The following is a 25,876-nucleotide window of genomic DNA, read 5'->3' as shown; positions in this document are numbered from 1 at the left end:
CTCCAATGGCAAAAGGGCCGCGGTTCAGGCGGCCCTTCGGCGAGGGTTTTCCCTTCTTAGAATTTGTAATTCACGCTGGCCATGACGTTGCGGCGGTCGCCGTAGTAGCAGTAGGTGCCGTCGCAGGTCGACATGTATTCCTTGTCGAACACGTTGTTGGCGTTGAGGGCCACGCTGGCGCCCTTGAGCGAGCTGTCCAGGCGGCCGAGATCGTAGTGCACCGCGGCGTCATACACGGTGTAGGACGCGGTATCGCCGTCGGATTTGCGCGCGACATAGGCCAGGTTGCCTGCCGGCACGTTGTTGGTCTCGCCGATATAGCGGGCGCCGAAGCCTACGCCGAAGCCGTCCAGCAAGCCGTTGTGCCAGGTGTAGTCGGCCCAGATCGAGGCCTGGTTTTCCGGGGTCAATGGCAGTGGGCGGTTCTTGTCCTGAGGGTCGCCGACCTTGGTCATCTTGCTGTTGGCATAGGTATAGGCCGCCGTCAGCTTGAGGTTCTCATTGACGTTGCCCACCGCTTCCAGCTCGAAACCACGGACCTTGGCTTCCCCCAGGGGCCGGCTGACACCCAGGCTGTCGGTAAGGACGATGTTCTGCCGGGTCAGGTCGTACACCGCGGCAGTGAACAGCATGTCGCTGCCAGGAGGCTGGTACTTGAGGCCCAGTTCGTATTGCTTGCCGGTGCTGGGCTCGAAGGCCTGGCCCTTGGCGTTGCCGCCGGGTTCGGCCTGGAAGGATTCGGCGTAGGAGATGTAAGGGGTGAAGCCGGAATCGAAGACGTAGCTGAGGGCCGCGTTGCCGGTGAAGGCCTGGTCGTTGCGCTCATCGTGGGGCTTGTTGGCGATGTTGTAGAACCGGGATTCGGTGTGCAGCCAGTCCTGGCGCCCGCCCAGGGTCAGGCGCCAGTTGTCCAGGGCCATCTGGTCCTGGACGTAGAGGCCGGTGCCCTGGCGCTTCTGGTTGTAGTCGTTGTAGGCAAAGTAGGCGACTTTGCTGAAATCCTGACCGTAGACCGGGTTGATGATGTTGCTGGTGGGCGCTTCACCGTACAGCCACTTGTAGTTGGTGTTGACGCGCTGGTAGTCCAGGCCCAGCAACAGGGTGTGCTTGAGCTCGCCGGTGTCGAAGTCGGCCTGGAAGTTGTTGTCCACGGCGAACTGGCTGATGTCCTCGTTGACGATGTTGGCGCCACGGCGCACGGTGCCGTCGGCACTCACCGCCTGGTCGGGCTTGTTGGGCCAGTAGCTGCCACCGGCGGTAATGCCCTGGAACGACAGATCGCTCTTGGTGTAGCGCAGGTTCTGGCGGAACTGCCAGACGTCATCCAGGCGGTGCTCGAAGGCGTAACCCAGTGCGTAGTAGGTCTTGTCGTAGTATTCCCAGCTCGGATCGCCAAGGTTCTTGTGGTACTTGATCTCGCCCGCCGGGCTCGCCAGTTTGGTGCCCTGCAACGGCAGGAACTGGCTGGTGATGCCGGTATCGTCACGATTGAACTGGCTGAGGAAGGTCAGCTTGGTGTCTTCGTCAATGTTCCAGGTCAGGCTGGGGGCCAGGTTGTAACGCTTGTCCTGGTTGTGCTCGATGGCGGTGTTGCTGTCGCGGACCACGCCGCTGACGCGATACAGGAAACGCCCTTCGTCATCGATGGGGCCGGTGCTGTCGAAGCTGATCTGCTTGCGCTGGTAACTGCCGATCTGCAGTTGCACTTCGTGGCTGCTGCTGTCTTCCGGGCGGCGGCTGACCATGTCCAGCAAGCCCCCGGGTGGTGTCTGGCCGTAGACCGAAGACGCCGGGCCGCGGAGCAGGGCTACACGCTCCAGGTCCCAGGTTTCCAGCTTGGGCATGGTGTAGGTGCCCTTTGGCAGGGGCAGGCCATCGAGGAACTGGGTGGGTTCGAAGCCCCGCACCTTCAGCCACTCGGCGCGGCTGTCGCTGCCGTAGCTGCTGGCGGTGACGCCGGGCATGTAGCGCACGGCATCGTCGAGGTTCTGTACCGCACGGTCGCTCATCTGCTCACGGGTAGCGACGGAGATGGAGCGAGGCACTTCACGCAGTTCGGTATCGGTCTTGGTGCCGACGGCAGTGCGCTTGGCCATGTAACCCTCGACTGGACCCCACGCCGTTTCATAGCTGCTCTGGCCGGTGATATTGGTTTGCGGCAAGGCCACCACGCCTTCCGGTGTGGCCACCAGGCTGTAGGTGCCGGCGCTGCTGTGCTCCAGTTGCAGGCCGGTGCCACGCAGGGCCTCACGCAGGGCGCCCGGTGCATCGAACTGGCCCTTGACCGGGGCCGAAGTCTTGCCCGCCGCCAGGGACGGATTCAGGCTCAGGGCCAGGCCGGCCTGGCTGGCGATCTGGTTCAGGGTGCTGGCCAGCGGTGCGGCCGGCAGGTTGTAGGCGCGCACGCTGGTGGACTGTTCGGCAGCCATCAGCGCCGGGCTGGCCAGGGGGGCGCAGAGGGCGATGGCTACGGCCAAGAGACTGGGGCGCAACAGGGTGTCTAGCGGGCGGGACATACGGCGGCTCCTGAATGGAAATGTTTCGCAATTGCCTAGGTGCCGGACGAGATTGGAAAAGTGATAGGGCGGATTGAAAATAATTTAGATTTAGACTGATTGAGGCTAATTCGCCGGCAAGCCAGCTCCTACGGGATCGGTGCAGGAGCCAGCTTGCTGGCGAAGGCTGCGACACCAACCTCAGCGCTTGGCGTCGGCCTTGGCCACCACCGTCACCCACCAGGCGGTGTGCCGCTCGATCTTCACTGGCAGGGTCGGCAGCAGGGCATTGAGCGCGAGGTCCGTGTCCTGCAGCGGGAAGCTGCCGGTGATGCGCAGGTCGGCCACTTCCGGTGCGACGCCCAGGTGACCACGGCGATAACGGCCCAGTTCATCGATCAGGTCACCGAGCCGGGCGTTGTCCACCACCAGCATGCCCCGGGTCCAGGCGTCGGCCCCCAGGTTCAGGGCCTGCAGCGGGCCGAGGCCATCGCGGCGCATCAGCACTTGCTGGCCTTCCTTGAACACCTGCTCGTCCTGACCGGCTTGCGGCCTTGCCGCCACCGCCGATTGCAGCACCCCGAGGCGGGTGCCCTGGTCCTCGCGCTTGACCAGGAACCGTGTGCCCAGGGCGCGCATTCGGCCGTCGCGGGTTTCGACGATGAACGGCCGACTGTCGTTGTGCCCGGTCTCGATCAGGATCTCGCCTTCCTGAAGCACGATCCGCCGCTGCTTCTCATCGAAGCGCACATCCAGCGCACTGTGGGTATTGAGGTTGATCACCGTGCCGTCGGCCAGGCGCAGGGTGCGCTGCTCACCGGTGGCGGTGCGCTGGTCTGCCAGCCAGTAGTCCATCGGCAGGTAGCGTTCCCCGGCAAACAGCGCCAGGCCGCCGAACAGCACGACGCTGGCGACCCCGCGACCCAGCTTGCGTACCCGCCGGCGCAAGCCTTCGCGCGATTGCAGCAAGGCGTTGCGGGCCGGGCCGGTGGCCACGCCAAAGCGCTGGTCGAGCATGCCCAGCTGGCGCCAGGCGCGGGCGTGTTCTTCATGGGCAGCGTGCCACTTGGCAAACTCTTCGCGCTCCACGGCACTGGCGCCGCCATCCAGCGACAGCTGCCAGGCGATGGCGGCATCCAGCACCTGGGCCGACACCGGCTTGGAACTCATGGGGGTCATAGCGGCTCCCCGTACAGGGCGATGTAGCACTGGCGGATGCCCTGGGCCAGGTATTGGCGCACCCTTGGCACCGAGACCCCCAGGCGTTCGGCGATCTCGGCGTGGCTCAGGCCGTCGAGGCGGTTATAGAGGAAGGCCATGCGCGCCTTGCTGGAGAGCTTGCCCAGCAGGCGGTCGATGGCCTTGAGGTCTTCGAGGATCATCTGCTGTTCTTCGGGCGACGGTTGTTCGCCTTCGGGGATCAGCATCAGTTCGCTGAGGTAAGCCTGTTCCAGCGCGGCGCGCCGGAAATAGTCGAACAGCAGGCCCTTGGCGATGGCCACCAGAAACGCCCGCGGCTCCCGGGGCGCCTTGAGTTCGTCGCGGCCCAGCAGGCGCACGAAGGTGTCCTGGCTCAGGTCCTCGGCCCGCTGGCTGCAGGCAACGTTGCGCCGTAGCCAGGCCAACAGCCAACCACGATGGTCGCGATACAACGCACCAACCAGCTCATTGTGAGGGCTTTGGACTGACGACAACGGAACTCACCAATCGAGAAGTTTAAACTAACGAGAATTATTCGCGATTGTGGCAGAGGCGAAACAGTGGCGCAATTGACGCTGGTCGGCTGCCTTGTGGCTGAAGAGGGCGGGTGCCCAAGACAAGGAACCAGTTGTGTCGAGGGAACTGGCTCCCGTTGGCGTGCGCAGCACGCCCAAGGCGTTGTATCTGTTAGATCCAGGACTCCGGTTCTACGGCCGCGGCGCGGCCGAGCGGGAGCAAGCTCCTTCGCCACAGTGCGGTGGCTCAGAACGAAGGTGCCTGCTGCCGGCGTTTCCACTGGCCCAGGCGCTGTTGCAGGTTCAGCGGGCTGTGGATCTGCTGCTGGCGGGCGCGGTTGAACAGGATCAGCGCCAGCTCCGCGGTGGCCAGGGCATCGGCCGCCGCGTTATGGCGCTCCACCACTTGCAGGTTGAACCAGCGCACCCAGTCGTCCAGCCCGGCTTCGCGGATCTGGGCCTGGGGGCACAGCAACGGCGCCATGTCCGCTACATCGAGGAAGCTGTGTTGCAGGCGGTAGCCCAGGCTGTCCTTCAGCGCCCGGCCGAGCATGTGCTGGTCGAACGGGGCATGAAAGGCCAGCAGCGGGCTGTCGCCGACGAACTCCATGAAATCCAGCAGGGCCTCCACCGGATCACAGCCGGCGGCGATGGCGCTGGGCCCCAGGCCGTGGATCAGTACGCTGGGGCTGAGCTTGTGGCCCTGGCGTTGCAGGGTGCGCTCGAACTGCTGGCTGAAGTCGATGGCACCGTCTTCGATCACCACCGCGCCAATGGACAGCACCTGGTCGCGGTTGAGGTTGAGGCCGGTGGTTTCCACGTCCACCACTACCCAGCGCTGCTCTCGCAGGCTGCTTTCATTCAGCTCGGTGAAGGCCGGTAGCCGATCGCGACGCTGTTGCTGCTCGGCGCTCAGCAGGCTGACTGCGGGGCGGAACCAGGCAAACAGGCTCATAGCTGGTACCGCAAGGCCAGGCTGCTTTGCAGGCGCTGGGCCTGGCGCAGGGATTCACGCAGGATGCGCCGGTCCAGGTGGTTCAGGCTGTCCGGGTCGACCCGGTTGGAATAGGGCTGGTTCTCCCGGGTCTGGCGCTGGTGCTGCTGCATGCGGGTCTGCTGGATGAAGTGATAGGCCTCTTCATAGGCGGCGCCGTCCAGGGGCTCGATCACTTGTTTGGACACCAGCTGGCGCAGGCGCTCCAGGGTATTGATCGCGCCGATGCCGTTGGCCAGGGCCAGCAACCGGGCACCGTCGACGAAGGGGGTGAGGCCCTGGACCTTGAGGTCCAGGGTGGCCTTTTCGCCATTTTTCCTGGCCAGCACGAACTCGCGAAAACGCCCCACGGGCGGGCGCTGGCGCAGGGCGTTTTCCGCCATCATGCGTTGGAACAGACGGTTGTCCGCCACCTGGTCGAGGATGCCCCGACGCAGTTGTTCGGCGCTCTGTTCATCGCCCCAGACCACCCGCAGGTCGAAATAGATGCTCGAACCCAGCAGGTTTTCCGGGGTGGCCTCGCGGATGAAGGCCGCGAAGCGCCGGGCCCATTCAGCACGGGACAGGCACAGCTCGGGGTTGCCGGCCATGATGTTGCCCTTGCACAGGGTGAAACCGCACATGGCCAGGCTCTGGTTGATCTGCTGGGCGATGGGTAGCAGCTTGCCGCGGATTTCTGCCGCGTGGGCCGCGTCCCGGGCCTCGAACAGGATGCCGTTGTCCTGGTCGGTGTGCAGGGTCTGTTCGCGTCGGCCTTCACTGCCAAAGCACAGCCAGCTGAAAGGCACGCCGGGGTCGCCCTTGTCGGCCAGGGTCAGCTCGATGACCCGGCACACGGTGTGATCGTTGAGCAGGGTGATGATATGGGTGATCTGGGTCGAGGAGGCGCCGTGGGCCAGCATGCGCTCCACCAACTGGCCGATCTCGCCCCGCAGCGCCACCAGGTGTTCGACCCGGGGCGCGTTGCGGATGGTCCGCGCCAGGTGCACCAGGTCGACCCGCTGCAGGGAAAACAGATCGCGCTCGGAAACCACGCCGCACAGGCGCTGTTCTTTCACCAGGCAGACATGTGCGATATGCCGCTCGGTCATGGCGATGGCGGCGTCGAAGGCGCTGTGGTCCGGGCTGAGGAAGAACGGCGCCTGGGTCATGTGCTTTTCGATGGGCTGGTTGAGGTCCTGGGTGCCGTCGGCCACCACCTGGCGCAGGTCGCGCAGGGTGAAGATCCCCAGCGGGGCCTTGCGTTCGTCCACCACGACGATGCTGCCGACCTGCTGCTCATGCATCAGCGCCACGGCTTCGCGCAGCGGCGTCTGCGGTGAACAGGCCACCGGATGACGCATGGCCAGCTCGCCCAGGCGGGTGTTCAGCGAATACTGGGTGCCGAGGGTTTCCACCGCTTTCTGTTTGACTTGCTGGTTGACCTGGTCCAGCAGGCTGCTGACTCCACGCAGGGCGAAGTCGCGAAACTCCGCGGACAGGGCGAACAGCTTGATGAAAGCGCCCTTGTTCAGTTGCAGGCAGAACGTATCTTCGGCGGCGCGATGCTCGGTGCGGGTCGCGCGCTCACCCAGCAGCGCGGCCAGGGGGAAACACTCGCCGGAAGTGATTTCGAAGGTGGTCTCGGTGCTGCCCTTGGCGGCGTGTGTGCGTTCGCCCACCACGCGGCCCTGCTTGACGATATAGAAGTGCTCAACCGGGCCGTCGGCCGGCTTGATGATGCTGTCGCCGGGGCCGTAGAAGCGCAGTTGGCATTGTTCTACCAGGTAGGCCAGATGCAGCTGCTCCATCTGGTTGAACGGCGGGAACCGTTGCAGGAACTGCACGGTCCCCTGGATGTTCTGCAACACCGCGGTCTTCCCGGCCTGGGTGAAGGCGTCCGCTTTACTCATAACGATTACCGCAGTCTTTTTGGATTTGTTGTGGTCGGATCACGGCATGGTCGGCTGCAACGTCTGGGGTGCCCATTGGACGTAAGTCTAGGTAGCGCCCTAGGGGCCGGACATTTGGCTTTGAAGCGTCGGCAATCAATGCGAAAAAGCTCTGATCAAGACTCTTGGCAATTTTTCCGACGAAGTGCACATTGGAGGCCTGCTTAGCGATGTCTGACCACTGTGCTAGGGGATTGATCTGTTCATGTAGAGAAATGTATGCCCGACCACGATATTTTGAGTGACGCCGAGCGCGAGGCCCTGAGTGCGGTCATGCTGGAACCGGATCTGCCGCCCCAGCGGGTGCTGATCGCCGATGACGACAAGGATGCACGGGAGCTGCTTGCCGAGATTCTTGGCCTGGATGGCATCCGTTGCATCACGGCGGCCAGTGGCAAGGCCGCACTTGAGTTGCTTGAATCGAATAAATCCATCGGCCTGTTGATCACCGATCTGCGCATGGCGCCCTGCAATGGCCTGGACCTGATCCGCCAGGTGCGTGAATCGGAGCGGGCGGCGCTGCCGATCATCATCATTTCCGGCGACGCCGATGTCCGCGATGCCATCGCCGCCATGCACCTGAGCGTGGTGGACTTCCTGCTCAAGCCGATCGACACCACCAAGCTGCTGGCCCTGGTCAAGCACGAGCTGGGCGTGGTGCTCTAGCCGATCCCTTGCCACACAGGCGAAAAAAAGCCCCGGCCTTGCGACCGGGGCTTTTTTAATTACTGCTGGTTACGCGGGCTTACAGACCGTTCTTGGCCTTGAACTCGCGACGCCGGCGGTGCAGGACCGGCTCGGTGTAGCCGTTTGGCTGCTTGGTGCCTTCGATCACCAGTTCCAGGGCGGCCTGGAAGGCGATGTTGCTGTCGAAGTCCGGTGCCAGGGGGCGGTACAGCGGGTCGCTGGCGTTCTGCCGGTCAACCACCGGAGCCATGCGCTTGAGGCTTTCGAGCACCTGCTCCTGGGTGACCACGCCGTGGCGCAGCCAGTTGGCGATGTGCTGGCTGGAGATACGCAGGGTGGCGCGGTCTTCCATCAGGCCGACGTCATTGATGTCCGGCACTTTCGAACAGCCCACGCCCTGGTCGATCCAGCGCACCACGTAACCGAGAATGCCCTGGGCGTTGTTGTCCAGTTCGTTCTTGATCTGCTCCGGCGTCCAGCTCGGGTTGACCGCCAGCGGGATGGTCAGGATGTCATCCACCGAGGCGCGGGCACGCTTGGCCAGTTCGGCCTGGCGGGCGAATACGTCGACCTTGTGATAGTGCAGCGCGTGCAGCGCAGCGGCGGTCGGGGATGGAACCCAGGCAGTGTTGGCACCGGCCAGTGGGTGAGCGATTTTCTGTTCGAGCATCGCTGCCATCAGGTCCGGCATCGCCCACATGCCCTTGCCGATTTGCGCGCGGCCTTGCAGGCCGGTGCTCAGGCCGATATCGACATTCCAGTTCTCGTAGGCGCCGATCCATTTCTCGGCCTTCATGTCGGCCTTGCGCACCATGGCGCCGGCCTCCATGGAGGTGTGGATTTCGTCGCCGGTGCGGTCGAGGAAGCCGGTGTTGATGAACACCACGCGCTCGCTGGCCGCCTTGATGCAGGCCTTGAGGTTGACCGTGGTGCGGCGCTCCTCGTCCATGATCCCGACTTTCAGGGTGTTGCGCGGCAGGTTCAGCACCTCTTCGATGCGGCCGAACAGCTCGTTGGTGAACGCCGCTTCTTCAGGGCCGTGCATCTTCGGCTTGACGATGTACATCGAGCCGGTGCGGCTGTTCTTGCGCGACGTGTTGCCGTTGAGGTTGTGGATCGACGCCAGGCTGGTGACCAGGCCGTCGAGGATGCCTTCCGGCACTTCGTTGCCATCCTTGTCGAGGATCGCATCGATGGTCATCAGGTGGCCGACGTTGCGCACGAACAGCAGCGAACGACCGTGCAGTTTCACCGGCTCGCCATTGACCCCGGTGTATTCGCGGTCGGCGTTCATGGTGCGGGTGAAGGACTTGCCACCCTTGGAAACTTCTTCCGCCAGGTCGCCTTTCATCAGGCCGAGCCAGTTGCGGTAGATCACCACCTTGTCGTCGGCATCCACTGCGGCGACCGAGTCTTCGCAGTCCATGATGGTAGTCAGGGCCGCTTCCATCAGCAGGTCCTTGACCCCGGCGGCGTCGGTCTGGCCGACCGGGCTTGTGGCGTCGATCTGGATCTCGAAGTGCAGGCCGTTGTGTTTGAGCAGGATCGCGGTAGGGGCCGCAGCGTCGCCCTGGTAGCCGATCAGTTGCGCGTCGTTGCGCAGGCCGCTGTTGCTGCCACCCTTGAGGCCGACCACCAGCTTGCCGCCGACGATCTTGTAGCTCACCGAGTCCACGTGGGAGCCGGCAGTCAGCGGCGCGGATTCATCGAGGAAGGCGCGGGCGAAGGCGATGACCTTGTCGCCGCGGACCTTGTTGTAGCCTTTGCCTTTTTCCGCACCATCGGCTTCGCTGATGGCATCGGTGCCGTACAGGGCGTCGTACAGCGAGCCCCAGCGAGCGTTGGAAGCGTTGAGGGCGAAGCGCGCATTCATCACCGGCACCACCAGCTGCGGGCCGGCCATGTGGGCGATTTCTTCATCGACGTTTTGCGTCGTGGCCTGGAAATCCGCCGCTTCTGGCAGCAGGTAACCGATGTCTTGCAAGAAGGCTTTATAAGCCACAGCGTCATGCGCCTGGCCGGCACGGGACTGGTGCCAGGCATCGATACGTGCCTGGAAGTCATCGCGTTTGGCGAGTAGGGCTTTGTTCTTCGGCGCCAGGTCGTGAATGACCTTGTCTGCACCGGCCCAGAACGAGTCGGCGGTGAGGCCGGTACCGGGAATGGCTTCGTTGTTCACGAAGTCGAACAGGACTCTGGCGACCTGCAGGCCACCGACTTGAACGTGCTCAGTCATTGCTTGCCTCACTCTGCTCAGCTATTTCGCTTTTCAGCTCTTCAAATTAACAATGAAGCCGGCGGCCATTTAAAGCACAACCCTGTTCTCCAGTACATGCCATCGCTGGCGGCTGGGTCCTTCCAATCAACGGCGGAGCCTTGCTGACGGGCTGTTGCGGGGGTTGCGATCAGGCCTTGGCGAACATCGTTCCAACGTTATGTAGTGCGCGCTGCGGCATACTACATGATGAACTGCGGTTGTGAAAATTAGACTAAAAGCGTCGTTCCGCGACTTTAAAGTGCAGTGCGGTCACGCAGGGGAATGCGATGTTCTCAAAAAGCCGGTGGATTGTTCCATATAAATACAAAAAGTTGTACACGATTTGTGTTTTGCCTTGCGCACCCTCGTAGGAGCCGGCTTGCCGGCGAATAGGCCTTCGGGGTTTGCGTCGGCCTTGCGGGCGCATTCGCCGGCAAGCCAGCTCCTGCACAAGCTGCTGCCATATGGGCTGGAAGGCACGGGGAATGAGGCTGCCTATACTGGATCTTTCATTGCTCAAAGAGGGCTGCGCCATGGACCATCTCGTTCTCACGGTATTCGCCCCGGACAAGGCCGGCCAGGTCGAGCGCATTGCCCAGTGCATCGCCGAGCATGGCGGCAACTGGCTGGAAAGCCGCCTGTCACGCATGGCCGGGCAGTTCGCCGGGATCCTGCGGGTGGCAGTGCCGGCCGAAGCCTACGATGAACTGGTGGATGCCCTGCAAGGCTTGTCGGCCCAGGGCATTCGCGTGTTGATCGCCGAAAGCGGCGTGGAGCAGTCCTGCACCTGGAAACCCATCGCCATGGAACTGGTGGGCAACGACCGCCCGGGAATCGTGCGCGACATCACCCGGCTGCTGGCCGAGCAGGGGGTGAACCTGGAGCGCTTGGTGACCGAGGTGCGCCCAGCGCCCATGAGCAGCGAGCCGCTGTTCCACGCCGAGGCGATCCTTGCGGTGCCGCTGACCCTGTCCCTGGAAGTGCTGCAGGCGCGCCTGGAAACCCTGGCGGACGACTTGATGGTGGAATTGGTCCTGCGCAGCGAGCCCTGAGCCCTTGTGAGGGTTATCCCAGTAAACCGTGCATGTGCCTGTGGATAACCTGTAGAGACCAGGCCCTGGCCCAGAGCCAGCGCGGCGTTGCGCCAGTTGATCAAAAAACCAGCAGTTTCAAGGGCTTGTGCACAAAGGGCGGGGATCAGGTTGTGGATAACCTTGGGAAGAACCGCTGCAAGCCACGAAGAGCGTGGCCTGCAGGGCTTTGTACGTTTATTGATCAGCGACGCCCGCGCAGGCTGAGCCAGGCATCCACGCTGTATACCGCCAGGCCGGCCCAGATAAACATGAAGGCCAGCAAGGTGCTGGAGGACAGGTGCTCGTCGAACAGCAGCACGGCCTGCAGCAGCACCAGGGTGGGAGCCAGGTACTGGAGGAAACCCAGGGTGGTGTAGGGCAGGTCCCGCGCGGCAGCGTTGAAGCACACCAGAGGTACCAGGGTCACCGGGCCGGCAGCCACCAGCCACCAGGCCTGGGAACTGCTCCAGAACTCGGCATGGGCACTGCTGGCATCGGGGTGCAGCAGCAGCCAACCCAGAGCGATGGGCACCAGCATCCAGGTTTCCACCACCAGGCCGGGCAGGGCCTTGACCGGCGCCTGCTTGCGGATCAGCCCGTAGAAGCCGAAGCTCAGCGCCAGCATCAGCGAGACCCAGGGCAGGCTGCCTACCCGCCACACTTGCTGGGCCACGCCCACCGCCGCCAGGATTACCGCCAGCCACTGCATGCGCCGCAGGCGTTCGCCAAGAATCAGCATGCCCAGCAGCACGTTGACCAGTGGGTTGATGTAGTAGCCCAGGCTGGCTTCGAGCATGCGCCCGTTGTTTACCGACCAGACGTAGGTCAGCCAGTTGGCGGCGATCAGGGTGCCGCTCAGGGCCAGGATCGCCAGGCGCCTGGGGTTGTCCCGCAGTTCGCGCCACCAGCCGGGGTGCTTCCACACCATCAGCAGCAGGGCGCCGAACAGCGCCGACCAGAGCACCCGGTGGATGATGATCTCGACCGCGGGAACGCTGGCGATAGCTTTGAAATAGAGCGGGAACAGACCCCAGATGATGTAGGCGGTCAGACCCAGGATGTACCCGCGGCGCGGGTTGGCGGCTTGCATGCAGAATCCTTGCTTAGGCAGCTAACAAAGCCGCAATTGTAAGGACAATTGTCTAGACCTGTCCTGACTTTTACCCCGCTGCCCACTGTGGACGCCGGCTTGCCGACGAGGGCAATCTCTCGGGCCCTTTCGCTGGCAAGCCAGCTCCTACGGCTGGCGCCCTTGTGTGGGTACCGGCTTGTCGGCGAAGGCGATTTCTCGGGTCCCCTTCGCTGGCAAGCCGGCTCCTGCAGGCCGGGTCAGAACAGCTTGAGGGGTTCTTCGTTGAGGGCCGCCAGCTGTTCGCGCAAGGCCAGCACCTGATCGCCCCAATAACGCTCGCTGCCGAACCAGGGGAAACTGTGGGGGAACGCCGGGTCGTCCCAGCGTCGTGCCAGCCAGGCGCTGTAGTGCATCAGGCGCAAGGCTCGCAGTGGTTCGATCAGGGCCAGCTCCCGCGGGTCGAAATCATGGAACTCGCTGTAGCCATCCATCAACTCGGACAACTGGCCCAGGCATTCCTGGCGGTCGCCGGCGAGCATCATCCACAGGTCCTGCACCGCCGGGCCCATGCGGCAGTCATCCAGGTCGACGATATGGAACATCTCGTCGCGGCACATCATGTTGCCGGGGTGGCAGTCGCCGTGCATCCGGATGTTCTGGTGTGGCGTGGCCTGGTAGACCTCTTCCACCCGCTTGAGCAGGTCCCGGGCCACCGACTCGTAGGCTGGCAGCAGGCTCTTGGGGATGAAGTTGCCCTGCAGCAGGGTTGCCAGGGAATCGTGACCGAAGTTCTTCACCCCCAGGGCTTCGCGGTGTTCGAACGGGCGGGTGGCACCCACCGCGTGCAGGCGGCCCAGCAACTGGCCGAGACGGTAGAGCTGGTCCAGGTTGCCTGGCTCCGGGGCGCGGCCGCCGCGGCGGGGAAACAGGGCGAAACGAAAGCCCGCGTGTTCGAACAGGCTGGCGCCGTCGTGAATGATCGGCGCCACCACCGGCACGTCGCATTCGGCGAGTTCGAAGGTGAAGCGGTGTTCTTCCAGGATCGCTTCGTTGGTCCAGCGCTGGGGCCGGTAGAACTTGGCGATCAGTGGCTCGCTTTCGTCGATGCCGACTTGATAGACGCGATTTTCGTAGCTGTTGAGCGCCAGCACGCGGGCGTCGCTGAGAAAGCCGATGCTTTCAACGGCGTCCAGGACCAGATCGGGGGTCAGTGTTTCAAACGGGTGCGACATGCTTACTCCTGCGCGCAGCAGGCTGCCGCGTCCGGCCAAGCATGGTAACGCAGACGGGGAGCCAGCGGGGGAGGGTTTGCCGGTGGTTCGGCCGTGCGTCGGGTTCGCCGCCCAGCCGGTTCCTGCGGGTGCAGAAGCCGGCCGGGCGCGAGGCGGGGTCAGGCGCCGATGACGCCGCCGTCTTCCCGGGTGATGGCCATGACCGAGGAGCGTGGCTTGCCGTTGGGCAGGTGTTCGGGGAAGGTCGAACCGCCGTTTTCCCCAGGGTGCTGGATACCCACGAACAGGGTCTTCTGGTCCGGGGCGAAGGCGATGCCGGTGACTTCGCAACCCACCGGCCCGACCATGAAACGGCGGATCTCACCGCTGTCCGGGTCGGCGCAGAGCATCTGGTTGTTGCCCATGCCGGCGAAGTCGCCGCTGTTGCTGTAGTCGCCGTCGGTGAGGATCCACAGGCGCCCGGCCTTGTCGAAACCCAGCCCGTCGGGGCTGTTGAACATGTTCTGCGGGGTGATGTTGGACGACCCACCCTTGGGTTGGCCGGCGTGCACCCCCGGGTTGCCGGCCACTACGAACAGGTCCCAGGAAAAACTCATGGCACCATGATCGTCGCCGCCGGTGCGCCAGCGCAGGATCTGCCCGTAGACGTTCTTCTCCCGCGGGTTGGGGCCGCCTACCGGCTGGCCGTCCTCGCCACGCTTGGAGTTGTTGGTCAGGGTGCAATAGACCTGGCCGTCCTTGGGGCTGACCACTATCCATTCCGGGCGGTCCATGCGCGTGGCCTGGACCACGCTGGCGGCCAGGCGAGCCTGGATCAGCACCTGGGCCTGGTCGGCGAAGCCGCTGCTGGCGTCGATGCCGTTCTTGCCGTGGGTCAGCTCGATCCACTGGCCCTGGCCCTTGGGGTGGTCCGGGTTGCCGTCGCCGGCATCGAAGCGGGCCACGTACAGGGTGCCGTGGTCCAGCAGGTCGCGGTTGGCCTTGGGGTTGCGGTGGTTGATCTTGTCGCGGCTGATGAACTTGTAGATGAATTCGCCACGTTCGTCGTCGCCCATGTAGACCACGGCGCGGCCGTCGCGGGTTTCGGCCAGGGCGGCGTTCTCGTGCTTGAAGCGACCCAGGGCGGTGCGCTTGACCGGGGTCGATTGCGGGTCGAACGGATCGATCTCCACCACCCAGCCGTGACGGTTGAGTTCGTTGGGGTTCTTCGCCAGGTCGAACCGCGGATCGTGCAGGTGCCAGTTGATCTCCTTGCTGGCCACCACGGCGCCGTAGCGCTTCTGCGCGGCGTCGAATTTCTGCTCGGCGTTGCTGCTGCCGAAGCAGTCGGTGAAGTTCTCTTCGCAGGTCAGGTAGGTGCCCCATGGGGTCTTGCCGTTGGCGCAGTTCTGGAAGGTGCCGAGGACTTTCTTGCCCTTGGGGTCGGCGCTGGTCTTGAGCAGATCGTGACCGGCTGCGGGGCCACTCAGGCGGATCGGCGTGTTGCCGTGGATCCGTCGGTTGTAGCGCGAGCCCTGGACGAACTGCCACTGGCCATTCTTGCGCTGCACTTCAATCACCGACACGCCTTCGCTGGCCTGGGCCTTGCGCACGTCTTCGGCGGATTGCGGCAAGCCGCCATGGGGGTAGAGGTAGCGGTAGTTGGTGTATTCGTTATTGATGGCCATCAGCGCGCGGTGGCGGTCGTCCGGGAAGGCGAACAGGCTCATGCCGTCGTTGTTGTCGCCAAACTGCACTTCCTGGGCCCGGGCGGTGCCATTGCCGCTGGGGTCGAAGGCCGGGCCGTTCTTGGCCAGGGGCTGGCCCCAACTGATCAGTACCGAGGACTTGTAGCCAGGTGGCAAGGTGATGCTGTCGCTGGTGGCGGCAGGGATGCCGGCAAAGCCCAGCAACTGGCTGGTGCCGGCGCTGACGCTGGCGGCCAGGGCGCTGCGGCTCAACAGGTTGCCGCCCAGGAACAGCGCTGCACCGCACAGGGCGCCGGCACCGATGAAACCGCGGCGGCTGAGGCCGACCATCTGTTCCAGGTCGGTGGGTTGGTCTTCTTCTAGTAACAGGCTCATATCAGGCTCCCTGCAGGTTTTTGCAGCCACCTTAATGAGCCCCCATGACGAATATGTTGCAGTGAAATGGCGGTGGAGCCTTGGTCAGAGCGGGGTTCCGATCAGCACGTGGGACGGTGAGAACTGCACCTGGACGGTCGAGGATTCCTTTAACTCCAGGGTCTTGAGCAGCAACGGCTCGGCCAGGGCGCACAACGTCTGACCATTGGGCAGGGCAATTCGCACCTCGCAGGGGCCGTCCTCGGCGTCGAGAATCTGCTCGATCGTGCCCCTCAGGCAATTGTGTCCAGTTGTTACTTGGGCGCCCGCGGCTTGTACGTCCAGCCAGCCAGCCTTGATCAGTGCCACCACTTCGGTCCCCGGCAGCAGTTCCAGGCGCAGGGTGCTGTCGTGGGTGATCTGCGCCTGGAGTTGCAGGCCCTCGGGCAGTTCCAGGACGATCAGGTCGTTGCAGCCCTGGCTTTCGACAGCCCGGACCTTGCCATGCAACTGATTGCGCGCGCTGGTGCGCAGCATCAGGCGGCTGAGCAAGTCGAGGTCGCTGGTGTCTTCCGCCGCTTCCAGTACCTGGGCCTGCAGAGCTTGCAGGCGCTGGTAAAGACGCAGCACCCGCTCGCCCTCGGCGGACAGCTTGGCGCCGCCGCCGCCCTTGCCGCCGACGCTGCGCTCCACCAGCGGGCTCTGGGCCAGGTTGTTCAGTTCGTCGATGGCATCCCAGGCTGCCTTGTAGCTCAGGCCGGCGCTTTTTGCCGCGCGGGTGATGGAGCCTTGTTCGGCGATGTGTTGCAGCAAGGCAATGCGTTGCGGGCGGCGGACGATGTGCTGGGTCAACAGAGTGGGCAAGGACATGGCGGGGGGCGCTTTGAACACTGGGGGTGGACTGGGAGTTTGCGGCTTGGGCGACGAGAGTCAAGTCAGTCGCCGGTGCCGGGGCTTGGGGTCCTGGCCAGGCAGTAGATATCCACCCGACGGGCACCGGCGTTGATCAGCAAACGGGCCAGGGCCTGGGCGGTGGCTCCGGTGGTCAGGACATCGTCCACCAGGGCCAGGTGTCGTCCTGCAACCTGGGCCTGATCTGCTAGGGCGAAGGCCTGGCGCAGGTTGCGCTGGCGGGCCCGGGCATCCAGGCCCTGCTGGGCGGGGGTGTCTTGGGTGCGCAGGAGGAGCTCGGGTTGCACCACCAATTGCAACGAAGCGCCCAGCCACTGGGCCAGCATGCCTGCCTGATTGAAGCCGCGCTGGCGCAGCCGCCTGCGGGACAGTGGCACCGGCAGCAGGCAATCAGGCCGTGGCAGGCCTTCATCGAAGCGATAGTGGAGGAACTGGCCGAGAAGTTCGGCCATCAGCCGGCCAAAAGGCCATTTCTCATGGTGCTTGAAACGGCTGATCAGGCTGTCCACCGGGAAATCGTAGCGCCAGGGTGCGATCACCCGCTGAAACGCCGGCGGCTCTTGCAGGCACTGGCCACAGGTGAGGCCGGGCCCAGGCAGGGGCAGGGCGCAGACTGAACACTGGGCGCCGAGCCAGGGCAGCTCGTCCAGGCAGGGAGCACACAGGGCCAGGGCCGAATCGCTGGGTTCGTCACACAATAAACATGCCTGATTGTTTTTTAACCAGATGTAAACCGGTCCTTTGTATCTGGGTTGACAGTGCATGGCTCTTCCTTAAATATGCCGAACATCCGTGTCGCGGCTGTGGGCTTTCCTGTCCCGCACCGCTTGCCAAGCATAATCAAGGAATCGCCCATGAGCGCCAGCACCACCGCCACCCTGCGTCATGACTGGACTTTGGCTGAAGTCAAAGCCCTGTTCGTCCAGCCCTTCAATGACTTGCTGTTCCAGGCGCAGACGGTGCACCGCGCGCATTTCGACGCCAATCGGGTCCAGGTTTCCACGCTGCTGTCGATCAAGACCGGCGCCTGCCCGGAAGATTGCAAATATTGTCCGCAGTCCGGTCACTACAACACCGGCCTGGAAAAGGAAAAGCTCCTTGAGGTGCAGAAGGTCCTGGAAGAGGCCGCCCGGGCCAAGGCCATCGGTTCTACCCGTTTCTGCATGGGCGCGGCCTGGAAGCACCCTTCGGCCAAGGACATGCCCTATGTGCTGGAGATGGTCAAAGGCGTGAAGGCCATGGGCCTGGAAACCTGCATGACCCTGGGCCGTCTCGATCAGGACCAGACCGAGGCGCTGGCCAAGGCCGGCCTGGACTACTACAACCACAACCTCGATACCTCGCCGGAGTTCTACGGCAACATCATCACCACCCGCACCTACAGCGAGCGCCTGCAGACCCTGGCCTATGTGCGTGACGCGGGCATGAAGATCTGTTCCGGCGGCATTCTCGGCATGGGCGAATCCCTGGATGACCGCGCCGGCCTGCTGATCCAGCTGGCCAACCTGCCGGAGCATCCGGAGTCGGTGCCGATCAACATGCTAGTGAAGGTGGCGGGTACGCCGCTGGAAAATGCCGAAGAGGTAGACCCCTTCGACTTTATCCGCATGCTTGCGGTGGCGCGGATTCTCATGCCGCAATCCCATGTGCGGCTATCGGCTGGCCGTGAGGCGATGAACGAGCAGATGCAGGCCCTGGCGTTCTTCGCCGGCGCCAACTCGATTTTCTACGGCGACAAGTTGCTGACCACCGCCAACCCGCAGGCCGACAAGGACATGCAGCTGTTCGCGCGCCTGGGCATCCAGCCCGAAGCCCGCGAAGAACACGCCGACGAGGTGCACCAGGCCGCCATCGAACAGGCCCTGGTGGAGCAGAAAAGCAGCGAGCAGTTCTACAACGCCGCCGTCTGACCTTCTGCCGTAGGAGCCGGCTTGCCGGCGAATCTCGCGAGCCTCATGGATTTCGCGTCGCCTGCTTCGCCGGCAAGCCAGCTCCTGGCGAAGAACTGTCCGTAAGCCAACATCGAGGCCTGCATGTCTTTTGATCTCGCCGCGCGCCTTGCTGCCCGCCGTGCCGAACACCTTTATCGCCAGCGCCCGCTGCTGCAGAGCCCCCAGGGGCCGCAAGTGGTGGTCGACGGTCAGCCATTGCTGGCCTTTTGTAACAACGACTACCTGGGCCTGGCCAACCATCCGCAAGTGATCGAAGCCTGGCGCTCCGGTGCCAGCCGCTGGGGCGTGGGCGGTGGTGCTTCCCATCTGGTGATCGGCCACAGCACGCCCCATCACGCCCTGGAAGAGGCGCTGGCCGAACTCACTGGCCGCCCTCGGGCGCTGTTGTTTACCACCGGCTACATGGCCAACCTAGGGGCGGTGACGGCGCTGGTGGGGCAGGGCGATACGGTGCTGGAGGATCGTCTCAACCACGCGTCGCTGCTCGATGCGGGGCTGCTTTCCGGCGCGCGCTTCAACCGCTATCTGCACAACGATGCGCACAGCCTGGCCAAGCGTCTGGAAAAGGCCACCGGCAATACCCTGGTGGTCACCGATGGGGTGTTCAGCATGGACGGCGATGTCGCCGACCTGCCGGCCCTGGCTCGGGCAACCAAGGCCCGTGGCGCCTGGCTGATGGTGGACGATGCCCATGGTTTCGGGGCGCTGGGGGCCAATGGCGGCGGGCTGGTGGAGCATTTCGGCCTGGGGATGGATGAGGTGCCGGTACTGGTGGGCACCCTGGGCAAGGCTTTCGGCACCGCCGGGGCCTTTGTCGCCGGCAGCGAGGATCTGATCGAAAGCCTGATCCAGTTTGCCCGGCCTTATATCTACACCACCAGCCAGCCGCCAGCCCTGGCCTGCGCCACCCTGAAAAGCCTGGAGCTGCTGCGCAGCGAGCATTGGCGGCGCGAGCACCTGGCGGCCTTGATCCGTCAATTCCGCCAGGGCGCCGAGCAGATCGGCCTGCAGCTGATGGACAGTTTCACCCCGATCCAGCCGATCCTGGTGGGCGACAGTGCTCGGGCCGTGCGCCTGTCGCAGATGCTGCGTGAACGGGGAGTCATGGTCAGCGCCATTCGCCCGCCTACCGTGCCGGCCGGCAGCGCGCGGCTGCGGGTGACCTTGTCCGCGGCCCACAGCGAGGCCCAGGTGCAGCTATTGTTAAGCGCGTTGGCAGACTGTTTCAGTGAACTGCAAGCGGAGCCGAGCCATGCGTGATCGACTGATTCTGTTGCCGGGCTGGGGCTTGGGCGTGTCGCCGCTGGAACCTCTGGCGGCGGCCTTGCAGGGGCTGGATGAACACTTGCGGGTGGAGATCGAGCCCTTGCCGGAGTTGACCTCCAGCGACCCGCAGGACTGGCTGGACGAACTCGATGACGCCGTGCCGGACAATGCCTGGCTGGGTGGCTGGTCCCTCGGCGGCATGCTGGCGTCGGAACTGGCGGCGCGCCGTGGTGAGCGCTGCTGCGGCCTGCTGACCCTGGCCAGCAATCCCAGTTTTGTCGCCCATGAACAATGGGCCAGTGCCATGGCCGGGGAAACCTTCGACGGCTTCCTGGCCGGCTGCGCGGCCGATCCGCGAACCACCCTCAAGCGTTTTACCTTGCTCTGCGCCCAGGGCGCCGCGGACACGCGAGGCCTGTCGCGGTTGCTCCTGAGCGGCGCGCCGACCACGGCGCCGGCGGTGCTGATGGCCGGGCTGGAGTTGCTGGCGCAGTTGGATACCCGCGAAGCCTTGCAAGGCTTTCGCGGGCCGCAGTTGCACTTGTTTGCCGGGCTCGATGCTCTGGTGCCTGCCGAGGCGGCCGGTGAATTGCTGGCCTTGCTGCCGGATATTGAAGTTGGCCTGATTGAACACGCCAGCCACGGATTTCTCCTGGAGGACCCCCATGGAGTGGCGGGAGCGATCCAGGCTTTCTTGCATGAGTCCGGTGATGACTGACCTTTCTCTGACTGCCTTTCCCGGTCGCCTGCCTGACAAGCGCCAGGTCGCGGCTTCGTTCTCCCGCGCGGCGGCCAGCTATGACAGTGTCGCGGAGCTGCAGCGTGCGGTCGGGCAACAATTGCTCAGCCGTCTGCCCCCGGGCCTTGAGCCACGGTGCTGGCTGGACCTGGGCTGCGGCACCGGGCATTTCAGCCGGGTGCTGGGGCAGCGTTTCCGTGCTGCCCAGGGGCTGGCCCTGGATATTGCCGAGGGCATGCTCAATCACGCCCGGCCTTTGGGTGGCGCGGACCATTTCATCGCCGGGGATGCTGAACGCCTGCCGTTGCAAGGCGACAGTTGCCAATTGATCTTCTCTAGCCTGGCGGTGCAGTGGTGCGACGATTTCTCTGCTGTGCTCAGTGAGGCTATGCGGGTGCTCAAGCCGGGCGGCGTGCTGGCTTTTGCCAGCCTGTGCGTGGGTACTTTGCAGGAACTGCGCGAAAGTTGGGCGCAGGTCGATGGCCAGGTTCACGTCAATCGCTTCCGTGAGTTCGAACATTATCGACAGCTGTGTGAAGCCAGTGGCTTGCAAGTGCGCAGTCTGGAAAAGGCGCCCCATGTCCTGTATTACCCGGATGTGCGCAGCCTGACCCATGAGTTGAAAGCCCTGGGCGCGCACAACCTCAATCCCGGACGCCCGGGCGGCTTGACCGGACGGGCGCGGATCGCCGGGTTGATCGATGCCTACGAGGGTTTCCGACAGGCCAAGGGCCTGCCGGCGACTTATCAAGTGGTCTATGCCGTGCTGGAGAAACCGCTATGAGCCCTGCCTACTTCATTACGGGTACCGATACCGATGTGGGGAAAACCACCATTGCGGCCGGCTTGCTGCATGCGGCGCGTCTGGCCGGCCTGAGTACTGCTGCGGGCAAGCCGGTGGCTTCGGGTTGCGAGCTGACGGCCAAGGGCCTGCGTAACGCCGATGCCCTGGCATTGCAGGCGCAGTCTTCGTTGCCGTTGGCCTATGCAGAAGTGAATCCGGTTGCCTTCGAACCGGCCATCGCCCCTCATCTGGCAGCGCGAGAGGCCGGGGTTGCGCTGACCGTGCAGTCGCTGTTGACGCCCATGCGCCATCTGCTGGCCAAGGGCGCGGACTTCACGCTGATTGAAGGCGCGGGTGGTTGGCGGGTCCCCCTGGCAGACCAGGACAATCTGTCGGATCTGGCCATGGCGCTGGGGTTGCCGGTGATCCTGGTGGTGGGCGTGCGTCTGGGTTGCATCAATCATGCGTTGCTGACGGCCGAAGCCATCGCTCAGGACGGCCTGCAACTGGCGGGGTGGGTGGCCAATATCATCGATCCAAAGACCTCTCGTCTGGAGGAAAACCTCGCAACCCTGGCCGAGCGCTTGCCGGCCCCGTGCCTGGGCAGGGTGCCGAAACTCAAGCCGGCCAGCGCCGAGGCGGTGGCCGAGCATTTGCAACTGGATCTGCTGGACTAGATTTTGCCTATTGCAAGGCATATTGCCATTAGTGTTTTTGACGGGTGTTTTCTTGACGGGTCTGCTTCAATGACACCTGTCACTCATTCTCAAGGTCGAGTTCTCCCATGCAAATCTCCGGGAACACCGCTTTCTACGCCGGGCTGAACGCTATCCAGACCGGGCAGAATCGCGTCGATCAAGCCGCCGGCCAGATTGCCAGCACTGCAGTTGAACGCTCTGCCGGCAGCCAGTCGTCGGATGTTCAGGTTGACCGCCTGCGCGCTGTGGATCGCAGCCAGGAATCGGATCTGGCCAGCAGCATGGTGGAGATGTCCATGGGCAAGATCCAGGCAGAACTGGGCGTCAATGTCGCCAAGGCCTCGGATGAAGTCCTCGGCACCCTGATCGATACCTACGCCTGATTACCCTCTGCAAAAGCCCGGCCTCCCAGAGAGACCGGGCTTTTTCATGCCTTTTCTGTTGATAGCGGCTCTCGCTGATTCCTTTCCCTGACTGATTGCCGGTGCGTCGGCTCCTACACTTCATGGCAGTGCCGTGGGTGTTCGCCTGCGTATGCATTTTGTTTCGATGACGAAAGGCATTGGCGCGACGCTTGACAAGATTTGGGCGTAAACGTATGTTTCAAACAACTGTTTGACCGCTATAAAAACTCAACGCGGTTGTTCATTCCCGGTTACATCAGCAGAGGTTTATCGCTATGCCTGACTACAAGGCCCCCTTGCGTGATATTCGCTTCGTTCGTGACGAGCTGCTCGGCTATGAGGCGCATTATCAGAGCCTCCCGGCTTGCCAGGACGCCACTCCGGACATGGTTGACGCCATTCTCGAGGAAGGTGCCAAGTTTTGTGAGCAGGTGCTGGCTCCGCTGAACCGTGTGGGCGACCTGGAAGGTTGCACCTGGAGTGAATCCGGCGTTAAGACCCCTACCGGCTTCAAGGAAGCCTACAAGCAATTCGTCGAAGGCGGCTGGCCAAGCCTGGCTCACGACGTTGAGCACGGTGGTCAGGGCCTGCCTGAATCCCTGGGCCTGGCGGTCAGCGAAATGGTTGGCGAAGCCAACTGGTCGTGGGGCATGTACCCTGGCCTGTCCCATGGCGCGATGAACACCATTTCCGAACACGGTACTGCCGAGCAGCAAGAGGCCTACCTGACCAAGCTGGTGTCCGGCGAGTGGACCGGCACCATGTGCCTGACCGAGCCGCACTGCGGCACCGACCTGGGCATGCTGCGCACCAAGGCCGAACCTCAGGCCGATGGTTCCTACAAAGTCACTGGCACCAAGATCTTCATCTCTGCCGGTGAACACGATATGGCCGACAACATCGTCCACATCGTTCTGGCCCGCCTGCCGGACGCACCGGCCGGTACCAAGGGTATTTCGCTGTTCATCGTGCCCAAGTTCCTGCCTAACGCTGATGGCAGCGTAGGTCAGCGCAACGCCGTGAGCTGTGGTTCCCTGGAGCACAAGATGGGGATCCACGGTAACGCCACCTGCGTGATGAACTTCGACGCGGCCACCGGTTTCCTCATCGGCCCGGCGAACAAAGGCCTGAACTGCATGTTCACCTTCATGAACACCGCGCGCCTGGGTACCGCTCTGCAAGGCCTGGCCCATGCCGAAATCGGCTTCCAGGGCGGCCTGAAGTACGCTCGCGATCGCCTGCAAATGCGCTCCCTGACTGGCCCGAAAGCGCCGGACAAGGCTGCCGACCCGATCATCGTGCACCCTGACGTGCGCCGCATGCTGCTGACCATGAAGGCCTTCGCCGAAGGCAACCGGGCAATGGTCTACTTCACTGCCAAGCAGGTCGATATCGTCAAGTACGGTGTGGATGAAGAAGAGAAGAAGAAAGCCGACGCACTGCTGGCGTTCATGACTCCGATCGCCAAGGCGTTCATGACTGAAGTTGGTTTTGAATCCGCCAACCACGGTGTGCAGATCTATGGCGGCCACGGCTTCATCGCCGAGTGGGGCATGGAGCAGAACGTTCGCGACAGCCGTATCTCGATGCTGTACGAAGGCACCACCGGTATCCAGGCACTCGACCTGCTGGGCCGTAAAGTGCTGATGACTCAGGGCGAGGCTCTGAAAGGCTTTACCAAGATCGTCCACAAGTTCTGCCAGAACAACGAAGGCAACGAAGCCGTCAAGGAATTCGTCGCACCCCTGGCTGCACTGAACAAAGAATGGGGCGAGCTGACCATGAAGGTCGGTATGGCTGCCATGAAAGATCGCGAAGAAGTCGGCGCGGCCTCCGTGGACTACCTGATGTACTCCGGTTATGCCTGCCTGGCCTACTTCTGGGCCGACATGGCACGCCTGGCGGCAGAAAAGCTGGCAGCCGGCACCACCGAAGAGGCGTTCTACACCGCCAAGCTGCAGACTGCGCGTTTCTACTTCCAGCGCATCCTGCCGCGTACCCGCACTCACGTTGCAACCATGCTTTCGGGTGCCAACAACCTGATGGACATGAAGGAAGAAGACTTCGGCCTGGCTTACTAAGCCCGACCGCAGTGGTTCGAAAAGCCGTTCGCCCCTTGGGGCGAGCGGTTTTTTTATGCCCGCAGAATCTTCATGAAAATTCCCGACTAAATCGCTAAGCAGAAGCGATTTCCTGCCGTTAAAGAGATGGCAATGTGATGTCCATCACACCGCGTGTGCTTAACTTCAACAAATGAAGGCACAATGCCATTCATTGATCAGCCGGGTCGGAGTTTTACCCTTGCCGCGTTCTTTCGCTGTACGTTTCAGTCACTTTGTACCGTCTTTACTGCTTCTGCTTGCGGGGCTGGCGGCCGCCTACGTCAAGGACCTCAACGTCTTCTTCACCTCGCTGTTCAACGTGCTGCCAACCTTGGTGCTGTTGCTGGGCGGGGCGTATTGTGCGGTGTATCGGCGCCAGCGCGAACTGTTCTTGATGGTCACCGTGTACATCGCCTATTTCCTGCTGGACACCCAGACCGACTACTACCGGGACAACGGCAGGGTCCGGGAAGACGCGGCGGTGGTGTTCCATCTCTGCTGCCTGTTGCTGCCCCTGTTGTTCGGCCTGTTCGCTGCCTGGCAGGAGCGCACGCACCTGTTCCAGGACATGGTGGCGCGTTTTGCCGTGCTGCTGGCTTTCGGCAGTGTGGCTCTGGGGCTCGAGCAGAGTTACCCGCAGGCTCTGCTGAACTGGTTGGCGGAGATCCGCTGGCCGGCCCTGCATGGCAGTTGGATGAGTTTGATCCAGTTGTCGTATCCAGTGTTCTTCGCAGCCTTCCTGCTGCTGGCGATCCAGTACTGGCGCAGCCCGCGTCCGCTGCACGCGGCGCAGCTGGTGGGGCTTCTGGGGCTGTTCTGGATGCTGCCCAAGACCTTCATCCTGCCGTTCACCCTGAACATCATGTGCAGCCAGGTGATGCTGATGATCGCTGCTGCTGTCGCCCACGAGGCCTACCAGATGGCGTTCCGCGACGAGCTGACCGGCCTGCCGGGACGTCGGGCGCTTAATGAGCGCATGCAGCGCCTGGGGCGCAACTATGTGCTGGCGATGACCGACGTCGATCACTTCAAGAAATTCAATGACACCCACGGGCACGATGTGGGCGACCAGGTGTTGCGCCTGGTGGCCAGCAAGCTCTCGAAAGTCACCGGGGGCGGCCGGGCCTACCGTTACGGAGGCGAGGAGTTTGCCGTGGTGTTCGCCGGCAAGACCATGGACGAATGCATGCCGCATCTGGAGATGATTCGCGAGATCATCGCCACCTACAACATTCAACTGCGTAATCAGGACAACCGCCCTCAGGACGACCAGCAGGGTCGCCAGCGTCGCGGTGTCGCTGCCGCGTCCAGTGTCTCGGTGACCATCAGTATCGGCGTCGCCGAGCGGCTGGCAGAGCACCGGACTCCGGAGGAAGTGCTCAAGGCTGCAGACCAGGCGCTCTACAGCGCCAAGGGGGCGGGGCGTAACTGTGTCATTGCATTCGGGCAGAACCGCCGCGGTGCGGTGCGCATGGATACAGCTGCGGGTTGAGTGATGATGGCGCATTCAGCGCCTGCACA

The 25,876-nt window shown here is 63.4% G+C and carries 21 protein-coding genes; 10 read left to right on the top strand and 11 right to left on the bottom strand.

Features of this window, described 5'->3' with window-relative positions:
* Window positions 1–56: 56 nt before the first annotated feature.
* The 5 genes from M2395_RS23550 to M2395_RS23530 form a co-directional block, all read right to left on the bottom strand.
* Window positions 57–2,516 (bottom strand): TonB-dependent siderophore receptor, encoded by a 2,460-nt coding sequence (locus M2395_RS23550; protein WP_123431058.1) that lies wholly within the window; start codon window positions 2,514–2,516, stop codon window positions 57–59.
* A gap of 180 nt (window positions 2,517–2,696) precedes the next feature.
* Window positions 2,697–3,674 carry a FecR domain-containing protein gene (locus M2395_RS23545; protein WP_123431057.1) on the bottom strand — a complete coding sequence of 326 codons (978 nt, stop codon included), beginning with the start codon at window positions 3,672–3,674 and terminating at the stop codon, window positions 2,697–2,699.
* Complete coding sequence (locus M2395_RS23540) at window positions 3,671–4,189, bottom strand: RNA polymerase sigma factor (protein ID WP_011063879.1); 519 nt, start codon at window positions 4,187–4,189, stop codon at window positions 3,671–3,673. Before M2395_RS23540 ends, M2395_RS23545 begins: the two co-directional genes overlap by 4 nt.
* Before the next feature lie 268 nt (window positions 4,190–4,457).
* The gene (locus M2395_RS23535) at window positions 4,458–5,165 is read right to left on the bottom strand and encodes a PolC-type DNA polymerase III (protein WP_011063878.1); all 708 of its coding nucleotides are present in this window, start codon (window positions 5,163–5,165) and stop codon (window positions 4,458–4,460) included.
* Window positions 5,162–7,096 (bottom strand): putative nucleotidyltransferase substrate binding domain-containing protein, encoded by a 1,935-nt coding sequence (locus M2395_RS23530; RefSeq protein WP_123431056.1) that lies wholly within the window; start codon window positions 7,094–7,096, stop codon window positions 5,162–5,164. The genes M2395_RS23535 and M2395_RS23530 overlap by 4 nt, the downstream gene beginning before the upstream one ends.
* A gap of 258 nt (window positions 7,097–7,354) precedes the next feature.
* On the opposite strand from M2395_RS23530, the gene M2395_RS23525 reads away from it, so the two are divergent.
* Complete coding sequence (locus M2395_RS23525; protein ID WP_015637278.1) at window positions 7,355–7,801, top strand: response regulator; 447 nt, start codon at window positions 7,355–7,357, stop codon at window positions 7,799–7,801.
* Between the two features lie 79 nt (window positions 7,802–7,880).
* Here M2395_RS23525 and M2395_RS23520 read toward each other — a convergent pair whose 3' ends face one another.
* On the bottom strand, window positions 7,881–10,058 hold the full coding sequence (locus tag M2395_RS23520) for a malate synthase G (protein ID WP_011063875.1): 2,178 nt from the start codon (window positions 10,056–10,058) through the stop codon (window positions 7,881–7,883).
* Between the two features lie 554 nt (window positions 10,059–10,612).
* Between M2395_RS23520 and M2395_RS23515 the strand changes: the two genes are divergently transcribed.
* Complete coding sequence (locus tag M2395_RS23515) at window positions 10,613–11,131, top strand: glycine cleavage system protein R (RefSeq protein WP_011063874.1); 519 nt, start codon at window positions 10,613–10,615, stop codon at window positions 11,129–11,131.
* A gap of 223 nt (window positions 11,132–11,354) precedes the next feature.
* On the opposite strand, the gene rarD is transcribed toward M2395_RS23515, so the two are convergent.
* The 5 genes from rarD to M2395_RS23490 all read right to left on the bottom strand — a co-directional run bounded on the left by rarD (window position 11,355) and on the right by M2395_RS23490 (window position 17,174).
* Window positions 11,355–12,242, bottom strand: coding sequence for an EamA family transporter RarD (gene rarD / locus M2395_RS23510; RefSeq protein WP_077934885.1), 888 nt, complete (start codon window positions 12,240–12,242; stop codon window positions 11,355–11,357).
* Between the two features lie 239 nt (window positions 12,243–12,481).
* Entirely contained in the window at window positions 12,482–13,456 is a 975-nt protein-coding gene (locus M2395_RS23505; RefSeq protein ID WP_011063872.1) for a serine/threonine protein kinase, read from the bottom strand.
* 158 nt (window positions 13,457–13,614) lie between these two features.
* On the bottom strand, window positions 13,615–15,519 hold the full coding sequence (locus M2395_RS23500; protein ID WP_053160253.1) for a PhoX family phosphatase: 1,905 nt from the start codon (window positions 15,517–15,519) through the stop codon (window positions 13,615–13,617).
* Window positions 15,520–15,603: 84 nt separating this feature from the next.
* Window positions 15,604–16,368, bottom strand: coding sequence for a TOBE domain-containing protein (locus M2395_RS23495; protein WP_011063870.1), 765 nt, complete (start codon window positions 16,366–16,368; stop codon window positions 15,604–15,606).
* Window positions 16,369–16,433: 65 nt separating this feature from the next.
* Window positions 16,434–17,174: a ComF family protein gene (locus M2395_RS23490; RefSeq protein ID WP_077934884.1), complete on the bottom strand. Its 741-nt coding sequence runs from the start codon at window positions 17,172–17,174 to the stop codon at window positions 16,434–16,436.
* A 90-nt stretch (window positions 17,175–17,264) separates the two neighbouring features.
* On the opposite strand from M2395_RS23490, the gene bioB reads away from it, so the two are divergent.
* The 8 genes from bioB (at window position 17,265) to M2395_RS23450 (ending at window position 25,847) form a co-directional block, all read left to right on the top strand.
* Window positions 17,265–18,320 carry a biotin synthase BioB gene (gene bioB / locus M2395_RS23485; RefSeq protein ID WP_011063868.1) on the top strand — a complete coding sequence of 352 codons (1,056 nt, stop codon included), beginning with the start codon at window positions 17,265–17,267 and terminating at the stop codon, window positions 18,318–18,320.
* Window positions 18,321–18,443: 123 nt separating this feature from the next.
* A complete protein-coding gene (bioF, locus tag M2395_RS23480; protein WP_123431055.1) occupies window positions 18,444–19,622 on the top strand; it encodes an 8-amino-7-oxononanoate synthase in 1,179 nt (392 codons plus the stop codon).
* Window positions 19,615–20,346 carry an alpha/beta fold hydrolase gene (locus M2395_RS23475; RefSeq protein ID WP_123431054.1) on the top strand — a complete coding sequence of 244 codons (732 nt, stop codon included), beginning with the start codon at window positions 19,615–19,617 and terminating at the stop codon, window positions 20,344–20,346. The genes bioF and M2395_RS23475 overlap by 8 nt, the downstream gene beginning before the upstream one ends.
* Entirely contained in the window at window positions 20,339–21,151 is an 813-nt protein-coding gene (bioC, locus tag M2395_RS23470; protein ID WP_077934881.1) for a malonyl-ACP O-methyltransferase BioC, read from the top strand. Before M2395_RS23475 ends, bioC begins: the two co-directional genes overlap by 8 nt.
* Window positions 21,148–21,828: a dethiobiotin synthase gene (gene bioD, locus M2395_RS23465; protein WP_011063864.1), complete on the top strand. Its 681-nt coding sequence runs from the start codon at window positions 21,148–21,150 to the stop codon at window positions 21,826–21,828. The genes bioC and bioD overlap by 4 nt, the downstream gene beginning before the upstream one ends.
* Before the next feature lie 107 nt (window positions 21,829–21,935).
* The gene (locus tag M2395_RS23460) at window positions 21,936–22,232 is read left to right on the top strand and encodes a hypothetical protein (RefSeq protein ID WP_011063863.1); all 297 of its coding nucleotides are present in this window, start codon (window positions 21,936–21,938) and stop codon (window positions 22,230–22,232) included.
* 296 nt (window positions 22,233–22,528) lie between these two features.
* Window positions 22,529–24,334, top strand: a complete 1,806-nt coding sequence (locus M2395_RS23455; RefSeq protein WP_015637270.1) for a phenylacyl-CoA dehydrogenase — start codon at window positions 22,529–22,531, stop codon at window positions 24,332–24,334.
* A 220-nt stretch (window positions 24,335–24,554) separates the two neighbouring features.
* A complete protein-coding gene (locus tag M2395_RS23450) occupies window positions 24,555–25,847 on the top strand; it encodes a GGDEF domain-containing protein (RefSeq protein WP_011063861.1) in 1,293 nt (430 codons plus the stop codon).
* Window positions 25,848–25,876: the final 29 nt, after the last annotated feature.

Origin of the sequence: Pseudomonas sp. BIGb0176 (genome assembly GCF_024810175.1) — a bacterium.
Classification (GTDB): domain Bacteria; phylum Pseudomonadota; class Gammaproteobacteria; order Pseudomonadales; family Pseudomonadaceae; genus Aquipseudomonas; species Aquipseudomonas protegens.
This window is presented reverse-complemented; position numbering and strand designations above follow the sequence as displayed.

Bases quoted from the DNA above. Each gene is read 5' to 3' on its own strand.
- M2395_RS23525 (WP_015637278.1), top strand. From the start codon at position 7,355: ATGCCCGACCACGATATTTTGAGTGACGCCGAGCGCGAGGCCCTGAGT.
- M2395_RS23530 (WP_123431056.1), bottom strand. From the start codon at position 7,096: ATGAGTAAAGCGGACGCCTTCACCCAGGCCGGGAAGACCGCGGTGTTG.
- M2395_RS23490 (WP_077934884.1), bottom strand. From the start codon at position 17,174: ATGCACTGTCAACCCAGATACAAAGGACCGGTTTACATCTGGTTAAAA.
- M2395_RS23520 (WP_011063875.1), bottom strand. From the start codon at position 10,058: ATGACTGAGCACGTTCAAGTCGGTGGCCTGCAGGTCGCCAGAGTCCTG.
- bioF (WP_123431055.1), top strand. From the start codon at position 18,444: ATGTCTTTTGATCTCGCCGCGCGCCTTGCTGCCCGCCGTGCCGAACAC.
- bioD (WP_011063864.1), top strand. From the start codon at position 21,148: ATGAGCCCTGCCTACTTCATTACGGGTACCGATACCGATGTGGGGAAA.
- bioC (WP_077934881.1), top strand. From the start codon at position 20,339: ATGACTGACCTTTCTCTGACTGCCTTTCCCGGTCGCCTGCCTGACAAG.
- M2395_RS23535 (WP_011063878.1), bottom strand. From the start codon at position 5,165: ATGAGCCTGTTTGCCTGGTTCCGCCCCGCAGTCAGCCTGCTGAGCGCC.
- rarD (WP_077934885.1), bottom strand. From the start codon at position 12,242: ATGCAAGCCGCCAACCCGCGCCGCGGGTACATCCTGGGTCTGACCGCC.
- M2395_RS23455 (WP_015637270.1), top strand. From the start codon at position 22,529: ATGCCTGACTACAAGGCCCCCTTGCGTGATATTCGCTTCGTTCGTGAC.
- M2395_RS23515 (WP_011063874.1), top strand. From the start codon at position 10,613: ATGGACCATCTCGTTCTCACGGTATTCGCCCCGGACAAGGCCGGCCAG.
- M2395_RS23550 (WP_123431058.1), bottom strand. From the start codon at position 2,516: ATGTCCCGCCCGCTAGACACCCTGTTGCGCCCCAGTCTCTTGGCCGTA.
- M2395_RS23495 (WP_011063870.1), bottom strand. From the start codon at position 16,368: ATGTCCTTGCCCACTCTGTTGACCCAGCACATCGTCCGCCGCCCGCAA.
- M2395_RS23475 (WP_123431054.1), top strand. From the start codon at position 19,615: ATGCGTGATCGACTGATTCTGTTGCCGGGCTGGGGCTTGGGCGTGTCG.
- M2395_RS23460 (WP_011063863.1), top strand. From the start codon at position 21,936: ATGCAAATCTCCGGGAACACCGCTTTCTACGCCGGGCTGAACGCTATC.
- M2395_RS23505 (WP_011063872.1), bottom strand. From the start codon at position 13,456: ATGTCGCACCCGTTTGAAACACTGACCCCCGATCTGGTCCTGGACGCC.
- M2395_RS23500 (WP_053160253.1), bottom strand. From the start codon at position 15,519: ATGAGCCTGTTACTAGAAGAAGACCAACCCACCGACCTGGAACAGATG.
- bioB (WP_011063868.1), top strand. From the start codon at position 17,265: ATGAGCGCCAGCACCACCGCCACCCTGCGTCATGACTGGACTTTGGCT.
- M2395_RS23545 (WP_123431057.1), bottom strand. From the start codon at position 3,674: ATGACCCCCATGAGTTCCAAGCCGGTGTCGGCCCAGGTGCTGGATGCC.